14 protein-coding genes are annotated in these 13,713 nt (G+C 62.1%); 6 read left to right on the forward strand and 8 right to left on the reverse strand.

From position 1 onward, the window contains the following. Positions 1-191 precede the first annotated feature (191 nt). Together BSG09_RS21080 and BSG09_RS04580 are read left to right on the forward strand one after the other, a co-directional pair. Positions 192-1,847 carry a sensor histidine kinase gene (locus BSG09_RS21080; RefSeq protein ID WP_217650114.1) on the forward strand — a complete coding sequence of 552 codons (1,656 nt, stop codon included), beginning with the start codon at positions 192-194 and terminating at the stop codon, positions 1,845-1,847. A 62-nt stretch (positions 1,848-1,909) separates the two neighbouring features. Then, the gene (locus BSG09_RS04580) at positions 1,910-2,371 is read left to right on the forward strand and encodes a pyridoxamine 5'-phosphate oxidase family protein (RefSeq protein ID WP_092930764.1); all 462 of its coding nucleotides are present in this window, start codon (positions 1,910-1,912) and stop codon (positions 2,369-2,371) included. Between the two features lie 78 nt (positions 2,372-2,449). On the opposite strand, the gene BSG09_RS04585 is transcribed toward BSG09_RS04580, so the two are convergent. After that, positions 2,450-3,844, reverse strand: a complete 1,395-nt coding sequence (locus tag BSG09_RS04585) for an FAD-dependent oxidoreductase (protein WP_092930630.1) — start codon at positions 3,842-3,844, stop codon at positions 2,450-2,452. 326 nt (positions 3,845-4,170) lie between these two features. Further along, on the reverse strand, positions 4,171-5,007 hold the full coding sequence (locus BSG09_RS04590) for an ion transporter (protein WP_092930631.1): 837 nt from the start codon (positions 5,005-5,007) through the stop codon (positions 4,171-4,173). 242 nt (positions 5,008-5,249) lie between these two features. On the opposite strand from BSG09_RS04590, the gene BSG09_RS04595 reads away from it, so the two are divergent. Then, positions 5,250-6,503, forward strand: coding sequence for a cation:proton antiporter (locus BSG09_RS04595; RefSeq protein ID WP_092930633.1), 1,254 nt, complete (start codon positions 5,250-5,252; stop codon positions 6,501-6,503). Positions 6,504-6,605: 102 nt separating this feature from the next. Then, complete coding sequence (locus tag BSG09_RS04600; protein ID WP_092930635.1) at positions 6,606-7,229, forward strand: class I SAM-dependent methyltransferase; 624 nt, start codon at positions 6,606-6,608, stop codon at positions 7,227-7,229. Between the two features lie 84 nt (positions 7,230-7,313). On the opposite strand, the gene BSG09_RS21085 is transcribed toward BSG09_RS04600, so the two are convergent. Together BSG09_RS21085 and BSG09_RS04615 are read right to left on the reverse strand one after the other, a co-directional pair. Continuing rightward, positions 7,314-8,678, reverse strand: a complete 1,365-nt coding sequence (locus BSG09_RS21085) for an SRPBCC family protein (protein ID WP_223174677.1) — start codon at positions 8,676-8,678, stop codon at positions 7,314-7,316. A 158-nt stretch (positions 8,679-8,836) separates the two neighbouring features. Continuing rightward, the gene (locus BSG09_RS04615; protein ID WP_092930637.1) at positions 8,837-9,007 is read right to left on the reverse strand and encodes a DUF1059 domain-containing protein; all 171 of its coding nucleotides are present in this window, start codon (positions 9,005-9,007) and stop codon (positions 8,837-8,839) included. 104 nt (positions 9,008-9,111) lie between these two features. Between BSG09_RS04615 and BSG09_RS04620 the strand changes: the two genes are divergently transcribed. Next, positions 9,112-9,867, forward strand: coding sequence for a hypothetical protein (locus tag BSG09_RS04620; protein ID WP_092930639.1), 756 nt, complete (start codon positions 9,112-9,114; stop codon positions 9,865-9,867). A 51-nt stretch (positions 9,868-9,918) separates the two neighbouring features. Here the strand turns inward: BSG09_RS04620 and BSG09_RS20095 are convergent, their stop codons facing one another. Continuing rightward, complete coding sequence (locus tag BSG09_RS20095) at positions 9,919-10,176, reverse strand: hypothetical protein (RefSeq protein ID WP_139246183.1); 258 nt, start codon at positions 10,174-10,176, stop codon at positions 9,919-9,921. A gap of 488 nt (positions 10,177-10,664) precedes the next feature. Then, the gene (locus BSG09_RS04625; protein ID WP_092930641.1) at positions 10,665-10,895 is read right to left on the reverse strand and encodes a hypothetical protein; all 231 of its coding nucleotides are present in this window, start codon (positions 10,893-10,895) and stop codon (positions 10,665-10,667) included. A 392-nt stretch (positions 10,896-11,287) separates the two neighbouring features. On the opposite strand from BSG09_RS04625, the gene BSG09_RS04630 reads away from it, so the two are divergent. Next, positions 11,288-11,689: a pyridoxamine 5'-phosphate oxidase family protein gene (locus BSG09_RS04630; protein WP_092930768.1), complete on the forward strand. Its 402-nt coding sequence runs from the start codon at positions 11,288-11,290 to the stop codon at positions 11,687-11,689. Positions 11,690-11,711: 22 nt separating this feature from the next. Here BSG09_RS04630 and BSG09_RS04635 read toward each other — a convergent pair whose 3' ends face one another. Continuing rightward, positions 11,712-12,767 (reverse strand): deoxyhypusine synthase, encoded by a 1,056-nt coding sequence (locus BSG09_RS04635; protein ID WP_092930644.1) that lies wholly within the window; start codon positions 12,765-12,767, stop codon positions 11,712-11,714. A gap of 95 nt (positions 12,768-12,862) precedes the next feature. After that, entirely contained in the window at positions 12,863-13,630 is a 768-nt protein-coding gene (locus BSG09_RS04640) for a Nif3-like dinuclear metal center hexameric protein (RefSeq protein WP_092930646.1), read from the reverse strand. Between the last annotated feature and the right edge of the window lie 83 nt (positions 13,631-13,713).

Genomic DNA, 13,713 nt, shown 5'->3' on the forward strand with positions numbered 1-13,713 from the left:
TGACAGCCACCTGTACTCTCTCCCGTCCCAGCGTGTCGCTATAAGAACATCGACTGGCGTCCGCAGCGGCTCAGATCGCGGTGTCGCGTCTTCGGGGTCGGGTGAGACAGTCGGCTGCTGGGAGCCAGCAGAAGACGCGGCTGTCGGGCGAAATCAGTACTTTCACTGTCCAAACGACGAATACACACCCGATGAAGACCAAGCGCCTGTTTCTTCTCCTCATCGCGCTTATCGCAGTGGTCCTCTCTGCCTCCGTCGTCGTCGGCTTTCAACACCACAAGGACGCCCTCTACACCCACGAGCGAGAGGAACTCGACCATGCGACGATGCACGTCCAGTCCCAACTCGACGGACAACTCGGCGCGCTCCAGCGCACCACCGAGATCGGAGCGACGAACCCAGAATTGACACGCCACGGGAGCACGTCCCAGCGCCGGACCCTCGAGACGTTCGTCGAGCAGTCGTCGTTTGCCGGTGCGTCCGTCATCGCCGCCAACGGAACGATGACGACCATCGTCGCCGACTCCGGCAGACCAAGCGCCGCCGTCGGCGACGACTTCAGCAACCGCACCTACTTTCGGCGTGCGATGGACGGCGAGACCTACGTGAGCGAGCCGATCGAAGCCAAATCCGGAAACATTATTCTGACGATCAGTACGCCGCTGTCCGAGAACGGCACACGCGTTGGCACGCTCAACGCGGCGTTTCACTTAGAACACGGAGACTTCTTCCCACAGTTTGCGTCGACGCTCGAGGACGAACAGGGGTTGACGATCGAGTCACAGTCCGGCGAGCGAATTTATACGGCCGCGCCATCGCCGAACGCCGACCTGATGGAACGCCAGACCACGCTCTCGGAGACCGGCTGGACGATCACCGTCAGTGAGAGCCGCGTTCCGATACAGGAGCGGAGCCAAGAGCTCTCCATGCTCCAGGGCAGCGCACTCGTGTTCGTGCTCGGCACGCTCGCCCTGTTCGGGTGGTGGGTCTACCGGCGGAACCTCGCGCAACTCGAGGCGTTGCTGGCTGGCTTCGAAGCGGTCGAAAACCAGGAGTATCAGACACGCATCACGCTCGAGGGTGCCGACGAGTGGCAACGCATCGAGTGCGGGTTCAACCAGTTGTGTCGGACGCTCGACGGCCATATGCGCGACCGACAGGCGTACGAACGGCGACTCGAGAAACAGCGTGACGACCTCGAGACACTGAACCAGGTGTTGCGCCACGACATCCGCAACGACCTCCAGATCGTACTCGCCTATGCAGATCTGCTGGCCGACCACGTCGAGGCGGGCAGCGACGACGAGGACTATCTCGAGACGCTCCAAGACAGCGCGTCGCAAGCCGTCGAGTTGACGACGACGGCACGGGAGATGGCCGACGTGATGCTCGCGAACGCTGACGGGCAGCGCCAGATACGCCTCCGCCCCCTCATCAGGGACGTTGTTGCAGACGTCCAGTCACAGTACGCTGACGCGGATATCGCCGTCGCGGAGCCACTCCCTGAGACGGCCGTGCTGGCAAACGACATGCTCGAGTCCGTCTTCCGAAACCTGGTGAAAAACGCCGTCCAGCACAACGACAAGGCGGTTCCCGAGGTGACTGTCTCGGTGCGCGACGACGCGAGCGGCGTCACCGTTCGCGTCGCGGACAACGGTCCCGGCGTCCCCGACAATCAAAAAGACGAGATCTTCGGCAAAGGCAAGCGCGGACTCGATAGTGCCGGCACTGGACTCGGCTTGTACTTGGCCCAGACCCTGGTCGACGCCTACGGCGGCGACATCTGGGTCGAAGACAACGATCCCGAGGGAGCCGTCTTCGTGGTCACGCTCCCCGAAGCCGAGTAGCGCGCTCATCACCTTCGTGGTCGAGCTTTTTGCAACTGTGACGTGTCGTTTCGAGTATGCCCGTGTCTGACTTCCGCGGAGCCTGGTCCGAACCCGAGGTCGAGACCTTCTTCCAGGAGACGACAGTCCCGATCCGGCTTGCGACCCAGCGACCCGACGGCTCGCTGTGGATCGTCGCGCTGTGGTATCGCTACCACGAGGGCACCCTCGAGTGTGCGACCGGTGCCAACGCAGCGCTCGTTCGCTTCCTCCGGGACGATCCGGCGGTCGCCTTCGAGGTCTCGACTAACAACGTCCCCTACCGCGGAGTGAGGGGGAACGGAACCGCTTCCCTCGCGCCCGATACCGACAAGACGGTCCTGCGGGCGCTCCTCGAGCGGTATCTCGGCGGGACCGACTCGGCGCTCGCCGCGTGGTTGCTCGACGACGACCGAGAGGAACTCCGGATTCGGATCGATCCCCACGAGATCTATAGCTGGGATTACAGCGAGCGCATGGCTGACTCGAGCGAGGACATGGCCTAGCGGTGGGAGAGAAAATCGGAGTATGGGACGGTCGAGTCCCGCGAACGAAACTGAAACGGACGGGACCGCGCTGGCCGATCAGTCGTCGTCAGCGCTCGGTGCGACCACTTTCGGGTCGTCGGAGTCGTCAGCACGCGGGAAGTGACCGATCGTTTCCTCGCGGAACGCTTCCTCGTCGAACTCGTAGTCGTCACCGAGGAAGTCGAGCAGCGTGTGCGTGTCCCGCATGGCGTTTTTGAGACACGTCGAGGCACCCGGCGACGGCGTGATGTTGAAGATGATGTCGTCGCCGACGATCTTGGCCTCGCCCATGTCGAGCGATTTGTTCTTCGTGTCGACGATCTGTGGGCGGACGCCACCGTAGCCTTTCGCGCGTTCGATGTCCTCGAGTTCGACGGTCGGGACGACCTTCTGGACGTGGGGCAGGAACTGCTTCCGGCCAACCTCGGGGATGTCATAGAGGAGGTTCCGGAGCACGTACGGCAGCAGGATGCGGTCCGAGAGGATGTTGGCGTAACTGAGGAACGCCGACGCGTTCAAGCCGAACACGTCGAGGAAGTCTTTGACCGTCGAGATGCGGCCGCGCTCGAGCGTCGGGACGAGCTTTGCGGTCGGCCCGAATCGGGTGACACTGCCGTCGTGGACGTCCGCGTCGCCGTGGACGGCCGCGAAGGGCAGTTTCTTCATCTGGAGCGTGTAGACCTTCCCGTTCAGGAGGCCGTCGTCGGTGTCGGCCAGGAAGAAGCTCCCGGCGATGGGGAGCAGGACCTTGTCCTGCCCGTAGCCGAGTTCCTTCGCCATCTGCAGGCTGTGCGAGCCGGCAGCGACGACGGTGGCGTCACAATCGAAGCGCCCGCGGCCGGTCTCGATCGTGTAGCCGTCAAGCGTTGGCGTGATGTCTGTGACTTCCGTGCCGGTGTAGACGTCGACGTTTGCCTCCTCGCGGGCTTCGTCGACGAACGACTTCGACGTCTCGCCGTAGTCGACGACGTACCCGTCGGGCGTCTGCAGGGCGAGCATCTCCTTGTTGGGGTCGCGGCCCTCGACGACCTTCGGCTCGAGTTCGGCGATCTCCTCGCGGTCGATCGGCCGGAGTTTCGGGAAGAGGTCGCCGAAGCCTTCGTCCTCGTATCGTTCCTCGAGTTCGGCGACCTCATCGTCACCGACACCGAGGACCATCTTGCTGCGCTTGGAGTGCATCTCACGGTCGGGATCGTGGTTCTCGAGATACCCCGCGAGGAGCTCTGCAGCCTCTTTGACCTCTTCGGCCTTTTCGAGCGTGTAGTTGGTCTCGATATCTCCGAAGTGGAGGGTCTGGGAGTTGTTGGTGTGGTGGGAGTTGATCGCTGCGATCTCCGATTCCTTCTCGATCAGTGCGATCGAGTCGATATCAGTGAACTTCGCGGTCGTGTACAGAAGGGATGCGCCACTGATACCGCCGCCGACGATAACTAGGTCGTATTTACCAGACATTATTGGGTTGTGTGGGTCGGTACTGCATACGCTCGACTCCAGACCTATAACTCATATTTTTTCGTCCTCGTTTTCGACAACTGTCTATATTGGAATCGACGACTGTAAGCTTAGCGCCGAAATCGTACAGAGAGCGGCGCTGTCGGCCGATGTGTTGGTCAGTTCGACTTACAATCACCGCAGCCGACAACTTCAGCAGTGGATAGTCGTGCGTCCACTGCCGTTTCTCACCCAGTGTCTCGGTACGTATCTCAACACGATATCGACAGTCGACGTACCACGACGTGACTCCCCACCGCGTGTGCGTCGTTTGTCTCCGTGATGGGTCACTCGCTCGAGTCGTCGTGCTGGTAGATGACGTGGCCACAGGACTTGCAGTGGGAGGCGTCCCGGTCGTGAGACGACAGCCCACAGTTCGGACACGTGACGTCGACTTTGTCCCTGCGGCTCCACTCACGGACGATCTTGCTCGCCTGCCACGGAAGGACGATGATCCCGAGCAGAATCGCCGCCACCGTAATCCACCGACCGGCGGCCGTGACCGGGGTAATATCTCCGAATCCGACCGTCGACAGCGCGACCACGATGTAATAGAACGCATCGCCGAACGTAGCAATCGCCGGGTTGGCGGCTCGTTCGGCGCTGTAGAACAGCCCGGCGGAGACGAAAAACAGGACCAAGACCGTCAACAGCAACTTCAGCGCGCGCAAGGCATTGTCCGAGATCGTCCCGAAGAAGAACTCCGCGTCCTGCGTGAACCGATAGAAGCGAAGCGCACGCAACACCCGAAGCACGCGAAGGAAGCCGATGTTGACGATCGTCGCCCCCGGGATGAGCAACACGAAAAACGTCGGAAGGATCGCGATCAGGTCGATCAGGGTGTAGGGGTTGAGAACCTCCTCAAAGCGATTCGCAGCGCCGTACAGTCGCAGCAGGTACTCCACCAGAAACACGACGGCGATCCCAACCTCGAGTTGCCAGAGCGTCGCCCGAAGTGCGGCCGGAAGCGCGTAGGTCTCCGCGACGAAGAGGGCGACGAACACGACGTTCAAGACTAACAGCGCGATGTCGATCGCTTTTCCAAGCGGCGTCCGGTGGTCGATCAGGTAGAAGCGGACGATCTCCCGACGGTCGCGACTCCCAAGCGACGGTTCGGCCGGCATTCGATGGAAGTCTCCGGGGGCGAGCCATGTAGGCCCTCGGATCCGCGAACGGAACGCGACGCGAGTCTCCTGCGGCGTTCGATGTCGTCTTGACTGCTGTCCGGCAGGATGAATTCACCGACAGGCATCACTCGCCAGTCACATGATCACGCCGCTGCTGACAACGAAACACTCAGTTACAACGGACTACCACGGCTGTGTATCCACCGGGTATTATCCCGTCCGCGTGGAGGAGTGCAGTGATGAGTGCGGCGCTCGAGTTCTTGTATCGCGTCCTTGGACTACTCGCTCTCGCGCTGGCGATCAGAGTCGTCGTCGACGTCTGGCTCGAGATTCCGTACTCGATTCTGCTGATTCTGGTCGGGGTGGGGATTTCGATCCACCCCATCGAGATCGGGCTTCGGCTGTCTCACGACGTGATCATGTCCCTCGTGCTCCCGCTCATCCTATTCAACGGGGCGATCGAGCTGAATCGAAGGCTGTTACACGATAACATCGTCGTGCCGCTCGTCTTAGTCGTGGTCGGGATTCCGCTGGCGGTTGCACTGCTTGGCGCGGCGACGGCCGCCGTGTTCGGACTGCCGGTGCTGATTGCGCTGTTGCTGGCCGGGATCGTGGTGCCGACGGACCCGATCGCCGTTCTCTCGCTGTTCGAGGAGATCGACGCACCGGAGCGATTGTCAGTTATCATCGACAGCGAGAGCCTGTTCAACGATGGCGTCGCGGTCGTTATCGTGAACGTCCTACTCGTGCTCATCGCCGAGCGTCCAACGCTGACGGGCAGCTCCGAGATCGCCACCACAGTCGTGCTCGATCTCTTCGTCGTCGGCGTTGGCGGCTTCCTCATCGGGGCCGTCCTCGGATACACCGCTACGCAGTTCATGCGTCGCGTTCCCGAACGCATGGCGATCCTCCTCAGTACCGTGCTTGTTGCATACGGGAGCTACGTCCTCGCGACGAGCGTGGTCGGCGTCAGCGGTATCCTCGCGACGGTGGGCGCGGGCCTGTTCGTGGAGACGACCCCAAGCGAGGGGATCAAGATCGATCCCGACATCCTCGAGTTCGTCCGCGACACCTGGGAGGGCGGCGCGTTTCTCCTGTCGACGCTGGTCTACGTCCTCATTGGCGCACAGGTCCCGATCGACAGTCTGGTCAGACGGCTGGAGTACATCCTCGTTGCCGCCGTGCTCGTCTTGCTCGTGCGGGCGGTGGTCGTCTACAGCCTGGTTGGCATCATGAACGTGATTGCCACGCCGAAGACGCCACCGAGCTATCAACACATGCTCGTCTGGGGAGGGTTACACACCGTCGTCCCTATCGCACTGGCACTCGGGCTGCCCGCGGGGCTGCCGCGCCGCGACTTCATTCAAGCGGTGGTCTTCGGTGTCGCGGTAACCGGTGCGCTCGTACAGGGGTTGCTGATGCCGACCGTCCTCCGCGTGACGGGGATCCGAGAGCGGGCGTCGCGGGTCGGCACTCTCGACAGGACGGAATGACGATCCCGACCGCGAACAGGCCGGCGACGAATCCGACATTGACGCGTGAAAGTGAACGAGAGAGACCACCTAGACTTTACGTGTTCGTCGGCAGTAGTACACGTGAATTCTACCGAGGTCCGTCGCCAGTGGGCAGACCGGTCCGGCGAATACTCACCGGAATATTACGCCTACTACGGGCCTGACGAGACGAGTGAGACGATCCGTCGTATTCTCGATCGGCTCGTCGGCCGAGACGCATCTGTTCTCGAGGTCGGCTGTAGTTCGGGCCGTCACCTCGCGCATCTCCACGACCATGGCTTCGAAACCCTGTCGGGAATCGACGTCAACGACGACGCGTTCGACGTCATGGCAGAGGCCTATCCCGAACTTGCCGCCGACGGAACGTTCTATCACGACTCGATCGAAGCCGCCGTCGGCGAGTTCGACGACAACCAGTTCGACGTCGTCTACTCAGTCGAGACGCTGCAACACCTCCACCCGGACGTCGAGTGGGTGCTCGAGGACCTGACTCGAATCAGTGGCGACCTCCTCATTACGATCGAAAACGAAGGCGAGGGAGATCGGTCACCGGAATCGGACCCCGACGTGAGCTACGTCAACGACGAGTTCCCGTTGTACCACCGCGACTGGAACCGTGTGTTTACCGCGTTGGGCTGCGTCGAGGTCGAGGCCACGTCCGGCAAGCGAGATACGGTTCGAACGTTTCGCACGCCACAGGCGTAGCCCAGCTGGCGTACGATGCGAGCAGTTTGGCGAGTGAACAGCAGTCAGCTGGCCGCACCGAACCGTGGATAATCATCCGCTCGTTCACGCTGTCGAGAACGAATCGATCTGTTTCGCCTGTTCGGCACGCCGCTTGATCCCCGTGAGCATCTTCCGTTCCATGACGAAGTGCGCTGGCTCCCAGAAGAGGTAGTTGGTGATCGTGCGAAGCGGCGACCCCTCCGTGAACGGGCCGATCGACGACTGTCGCGGCTTCGATCGCATGCGTGCGAACAGCCGCGTCGTGTCCTCGTCGATCGACTCGAGGACGAACGCCCATGTCCACGCCGGCGATTCGCCGGGCGGCCTGAGAACGAGCGCTCGCTCGGGGTCGAGATGCGCCACCGTCGGTGCCGATTCGGGTGAGGAGCCGGGATAGTCTTCAGGTGCCAGCCTGATGGTGTCACCCTCCTCGAGGTCCTGGAGTTCCGGCACGATTCGATCGACGGTGTGAATGTCGGCACCAACGGCGTTCTCGAGCCAGTCGTAGCTGTAGAAGCCGCCGCGACCCTGACCGAGCTGGACGAGCCACGGCCAGACCGCTTCAGTTGGGGCATCGATCTCGATCGCGTGGGTGACCAGGTCCGTCGCGTCCGGGAGCAGATCGTCACCGGGCAGGGGTGCCTCGACGTCGCTTGCAGGGACTCCCCAGCGACGGTGCCAGGGCCGAACCCCGAAGTGGTACGTGGCCACGAGGACAAGCATGGCCGTTGCGATGCGTCGGCTGCTCGGCCCGTTCGAATGAGCACGATTGTCCACATCGGCACTGGGCTCCGTCGCGTCCCGACTCGCCTGTCTCTCCGCATCAGCTTTGATGCGCTCGAGTACGCGTGACATCAGGTAGCCTGCGAACGGCCTGATGACCCGCCAGTACCATCGGAAGTTGCGGCGGGCGCGTTCGTCGGTCGTCGCCGTCCGCGCCTCGTAGGACAGCAGCGTCCGCCCCTCGCCGACCGATCGGACGGAGAGACTGATCGCGAGTTTCGCATAGCCCGGCTCGTCGAACGCCGCAAACGCGTCCGGCTCGAGCTGTCGCCACTCGATTGCCGGCTGCCAGAATTTTCCGACCGCACCGAAGACGAACTCCTCGCCGGGCGCGTCCTCAAGATGCAGCCACTCATCGGTCTTTGACACGTCGATGAACCGAAGCTGCTCGGGTTCCGGTTCCCCGGAGACACCCCGAAGACGCTGTGACACCACCATCGGGGCGGTTCGCAAGCGCTCGAGGGCGCGGACGATCGGCCCGGTGTCCAGCAGATCAGCGGTGAGCATTGCGTCGTAGGTCGTCTCGGGATCGGCGTCCACGACGGCGTGTCGGACCACCGTGACGTCGAACTCGGGCAGGTGCCGATCGATCAGCATCGAGGTATCGGCCTCGGTCGACGCACTGCTTCCGAACGCGGGTCCCATCATTGCTCCGTGTTCATGTCCAACGGCAACCGTAATAGAAGGTGACCTGAGACCGGCCGTGGTGTGCTGGCAGGATCATACGGACTGCTGTCAGTGGGTTTCTGCGCACTCGCGGCCCACCATGCGAGTGCGCCGGGAACTCGGGGCAACAACCCGTATCAGAGCGTTTCGATATACGGTTCGATGTCTTCGTCGGAGACGTCACGGCCGTGGACATCCTTCAGATGAGACCGTGCAGCCTCGTATATCGACTCCTCGAACTCGCTGTAGACGACCACGTCGCAATCCGCAACGTCACGACACTCGAATCGATACCGTTCCGTGACCATGTGTGAGAGACCAGCGCAAGCGCCATGTAGCTGCTGCCCGCACGAGCGTGGGACGCCTACGACCGCCCACGCAGCATTTGTGCACTGCTCACGAGTGACAGCACATGGTGGAGACGGAGGCTGTGATCTCGATTCTCGCTGGTGGCGTCACCGCGCTATTCGCCGTCTTCCTCACGTTCTACCTGCGGAATCAGTGGCAGGAAATTCAGTCGCTGCGGGCGATCCAGACCGAACTCGAGCAAAACACCGAACGAATGCGGGATCTCGCCACGCTCCTCACGGGCGACTTGCAGCGCCAGCAGGTTGACCTGCCGATTGAGGTTCCTCCGGGAACGAGACTGGAGATCAGATACGTCGTCTCGTTTCCGAGTTCCCTCTCGACGACGGCGTTTGACCAAGTAAAGCACACTGGCATGTTCCTTCGCCTCTCGCCCGACGTTCGCCGTTCGCTGCTCGGGGTCTACGATACGATCGACCGGATCAACCGGCTGCGACAGCACAGAGAACGCCTTCACTTCGACGATATCGGGAACGTCCACATCGTCATCGACCCCTCCGAACTGGACATCGAACCGGACACGTCCGTCTCCGAAACGGATCTCCCGGCGGAGACCCGACAACGGCTCTCGGATCTTCGTCAGCTGCGCCGCGCCATGAAAGAGGTGAATCGATCGATTCTGCGCCTCATCGCGTCGATCGCCTCGCCAGCGATGATCGACGAGCTCGACCTCGAGCCGTTCGTCGAGCGCGGGCGCGACTCGAGGGTCGAATCACCGCCTTCCGACGGCGTGGATCTCGAGGAACTGCGCTCGATCCTCAACGACGTCGAGCAGCACTCGGTTTGGTCCCGATTTATGTAGGATGATTATCCGTCACATCAGAGATGTTGTGCCCCTAGTGGAGGCTATGATTTACTCGCCGTGCTCCGACAGAGTCACATCACAGCACTGGGAGCAGAAGGTTAGCCCGCTCCCGTTCGCTGCTTCAGGAACAAACACAGTTGCAAGGGCACCAAACGGAACGTCGCTCCCACTATGGATTTGTGGACACGTCGGGTCTTCATGATATATTCTATCTTGATCGCCTTGCAGTTCGTAGGTACAGATGAAGTATCGCTTGTGGTTTATTTGAGGAGCACCCATGTCAAGATCGGCATCATTGAAGTCCATTCTAAGAACATTTTCAGTAAATTAGAATAAATACCTAATGGCGCTAACTGGAATTGTCAGATCTTTCCTCTCCTAATGTTTAAAATTCTCCACAGCCAATCTGTATTGTGTGAGATCAACCGGAATCACTACATCGCTCATTATTTGGACCGCAGCATTCGTCGGTATCTATGTGCTCTCCGCGATCCCCGGTTCGGCTAAGTACAAGGCCACGATCGGCGGCCTCATCGTTGTTGCCGCCGTCCTATTCACCACCGTATTGAGTCTTGGCAGCCCCCAGCGCTAACCGAGATCATTACTTTCGAATGATATCCGCAGACAGATTTGTCGGAGTGGGGAATATAGTGTCAGAGATTGGGCCTCGGCACTCATAGGGCTCGTCACGACCGGATGCCGAGTCCGGCTCGGAGCGGGTGCATCGTCATCGGCCATGCGAACGTAACGCCGTCGCTCCAAAGACGGTTTGGATTCGACAGAACAGGATTCCCTTATGCCGCTTCGTCGGTTGTTCCGGGCGCAAACGCCGCGTTCCACTCGTCGACCAGGTTCTCGAGTCGCGCCCGGTTCTGATAGGAGAACATCCGGGGGGCGCGGTCGGTCGCCGTTCGCGGGTCCTCGAGCGGGGTCGTGGTCGTGCTCGCGGGTGTCGCTCGCGTTCGGTCGGTCGTCGGTTCGGGCTCGGGGTCGGGCTCGGATCGGGTCAGGTATTCTGTGTGCATGTCGGTCGGGTGGAAATGTCGTCGAAATCGGTACTGGTCGGCAATGAACTCAGGCTGCTACGTGTACGACCGACATCTGTACACCCTCATACCGCCCCCATGGTTATAAAAGTTCATGATAAACCTCATCTCGAGCAAATGGTGTCAGAAATCAACTACCATGGTAGAAGATGTCACTGTCGGGATAGCAGTCGAGCCGCGTTCGGGACTGGGAGGTGGCCGACTGGAATCGATGCGATGGCCGTGACGAGCGAGTCGCTGCCGCCGTAACGGACGTCGGTTTCGTGGGGCTGGCGCGAAACGAGGCCGACTATTTTCCAGGGCGTCTCGCGAGCCGAGGTTCCGGGCAGGCAGGGCTGACGCTTTTCTCGGTCGCCGTCGACGATCCCACTGTGTCGACCGTTCCACCGGAGGCAGAACGATTGCTCGAGCGCGAGCCGCTGATGGCCCATCTGGGAACCTGCGTCGAGGGGCGACCCCACGTCGCGCCGGTCTGGTATCGATACGCCGACGGGGTCGTCGAGATCGTGACGACGGGCCGAAAGCTGGCGAACATCAGGCAGAATCCGCGGGTTTCTCTCTCGATTCAGAAAGACATGGCAGGACAGGCACGCTGGATGGTGTCGCTACTCGGAACCGCGACGGTGATCGACGACGAGGACGAAACCGCTGCTGCTCGCCGCCGGATCAACGAGAAGTACGGTGCGGGACCTGATGCCTACGCCGAAAACACGCTAGTTCGAGTCGAGGTTGGCTCGGCGACCTACCGGACCTACGACGACGAGATCGAGTAACGCTCGTCCGACTGCGCTCGCTTCAGTTCTCGAGTCGTTCGCGTGCGGCCGCGACGACGAGCGGAAGCGTGATCGTCGCATCGGCGTAGACCGAGACGTTCTCGGCGTCTTTCTCGAGTTTGCCCCACGAGCGGGCCTCGTCTAAGGTTGCACCAGAGAGCCCGCCGGTCTGTTGGGGGTCCATCGTCAGTTGGACGGCGTAGTCGTAGGCATCGGGCGAGACGAGCATCGTCTGGAGGGTGAAGTTCTTCGGGACGCCGCCGCCGACGACGAACGCGGCGGCCTCGTCGGCGTGGTAGGCGATGTCCGTCAGCGGCGTCATGTCGGCCAGCGCGTCCAGCGAGAAGTCCGATGTTTGGGAGTACATCCACGCCTGCAGGCCCAGCACGGAGTCCTGGACGGCGGGACAGTAGATCGGCACGTCGTTTTCGTAGGCTGCGGCGGCGATGCCGGGATCTTCGTGGACGTCGTCGCGTTCGTTCACCTCGGCGTTGGCCCGACCGAGCTCCTCGGTGAGCCGCTGGATCGAGACGACGCCCTCCGCCTCGAGGGTGGGGAAGACCTCCTCGCGCAGGTGCGATTCGAACGTCGCGAAAAACTCCTGTGGGAGATAGACGTTGTAGATGCGGTCGACACCCTCGTCGCGCAGTTGTTCGTCGTGTTCGCGTTCGGTTTTGTCTTCGGCCGTCACCTCGCCGTGGTGGTGTTTGCCGCCGATGGCCTCGATGGCGTCGTGGGTGAGGTTCGCCCCCGTCGTGACCAACACGTCGATGTAGCCGTCGCGGATGAGATCGGCGACGATCGCTCGCATGCCGGTCGGCACCATCGCGCCCGCGAGGCTGAAGAAGACGGTCACGTCGTCGTCGAACATCGCTTCGGTGATGTCGACGGCCTCGTGGAGGTTCGCCGCGCCGACGCCAGCATTACCATACTCGTCGGCGAGGTCGCCGACCGTCATCCCGGCTCGGACTTCGGCGTGGCCGATCGGATCGTGCGAGAAGGTCTCACGCTCAGGCTCGTGGTGGCCGTCCGCGTCGCCGTCGGCGGCGTCACTGTCGTGATCGTGCTCGTCGCTCATGTTCTCGCATGCGCGAGCCACCGGTTTGAACGTCGCGGTCTCGCACGCGAGCGGGTCAGGCACAGGTGTTGCCCCACTGGTCCAGTGGGCGGCGCTTACAGTCCCGTCGGTACGTCGAGGAACGTCGTCTCGAGCCCCCACTCCTCGATAACCTCCTGCAGCGACCAGACGCCGAACGTCTCGGTCGCGTAGTGGCCTGCAAGGAAGACGTGAATGCCCGCTTCCTTGGCTTCGTGGTAGACTTTCCCTTTCCCTTCGCCGGTCACCAGCGCGTCCGCGCCGGCCGCGACAGCCTCGTCGAGCCAGTCGACCCCGCTGCCGGTGACGATCGCCACGTCCTCGATCTCGTCGGGGCCGAAATCGAGCACTGGAACGGGCCGGCCGCCCGTGTCGAGGTCAGCCTCGAGGCGCTCGCGCAACTCGTCGGGGCTGTAGGGGTCGGGTGCCGCCCCGAGCTGACCGATATACTCGGGACCGAGTTCGCCAAACGGCGTGCGATCCTCGAGCTCGAGCACGTCGGCGACACCGGCAGCGTTGCCCAGTTCTTGGTGGCCATCGAGCGGCAGGTGTGAGACGTACAGCGCGAGGTCGTGCTCGAGCAGCGGCGCGAGTCGGTCGTAGGTCTGGCCGGTGATGCGGTCGATCCCGCCCCACGAGAGGCCGTGGTGGACGACCAGCAGGTCCGCGTCGGCTGCAATCGCCTTCTCGAACGTCTCGCGGACGCCATCGACGGCGAACGCCACGTGCTCGATGTCGGCTTCGTCCGGGCCGACCTGCAGGCCGTTCGCGCTCGCATCGAGGTCGGCGTAGTCTGCAGTTCGGAGCTCTTCGTCGAGTCGGTCGACGACGCGCGAGAGTTGCATGGTCGGCTCTTGTGCGACGGTTGCCTTGTAACCGAGTGCTTCATCCCGTCGGCCGAATGTATCAGTGCCGGCGACTCGAGCGT

This window comes from Natrinema hispanicum (genome assembly GCF_900111485.1).
GTDB classification, from domain to species: Archaea; Halobacteriota; Halobacteria; order Halobacteriales; family Natrialbaceae; genus Natrinema; species Natrinema hispanicum_A.

Coding starts and splice junctions, on each gene's coding strand:
- BSG09_RS04620 (WP_092930639.1), top strand. CDS start 9,112: ATGGTGGAGACGGAGGCTGTGATCTCGATTCTCGCTGGTGGCGTCACC.
- BSG09_RS04635 (WP_092930644.1), bottom strand. CDS start 12,767: ATGAGCGACGAGCACGATCACGACAGTGACGCCGCCGACGGCGACGCG.
- BSG09_RS04595 (WP_092930633.1), top strand. CDS start 5,250: ATGAGTGCGGCGCTCGAGTTCTTGTATCGCGTCCTTGGACTACTCGCT.
- BSG09_RS04615 (WP_092930637.1), bottom strand. CDS start 9,007: ATGGTCACGGAACGGTATCGATTCGAGTGTCGTGACGTTGCGGATTGC.
- BSG09_RS21085 (WP_223174677.1), bottom strand. CDS start 8,678: ATGGGACCCGCGTTCGGAAGCAGTGCGTCGACCGAGGCCGATACCTCG.
- BSG09_RS04585 (WP_092930630.1), bottom strand. CDS start 3,844: ATGTCTGGTAAATACGACCTAGTTATCGTCGGCGGCGGTATCAGTGGC.
- BSG09_RS04640 (WP_092930646.1), bottom strand. CDS start 13,630: ATGCAACTCTCGCGCGTCGTCGACCGACTCGACGAAGAGCTCCGAACT.
- BSG09_RS21080 (WP_217650114.1), top strand. CDS start 192: ATGAAGACCAAGCGCCTGTTTCTTCTCCTCATCGCGCTTATCGCAGTG.
- BSG09_RS04590 (WP_092930631.1), bottom strand. CDS start 5,007: ATGCCGGCCGAACCGTCGCTTGGGAGTCGCGACCGTCGGGAGATCGTC.
- BSG09_RS20095 (WP_139246183.1), bottom strand. CDS start 10,176: ATGGACTTCAATGATGCCGATCTTGACATGGGTGCTCCTCAAATAAAC.
- BSG09_RS04625 (WP_092930641.1), bottom strand. CDS start 10,895: ATGCACACAGAATACCTGACCCGATCCGAGCCCGACCCCGAGCCCGAA.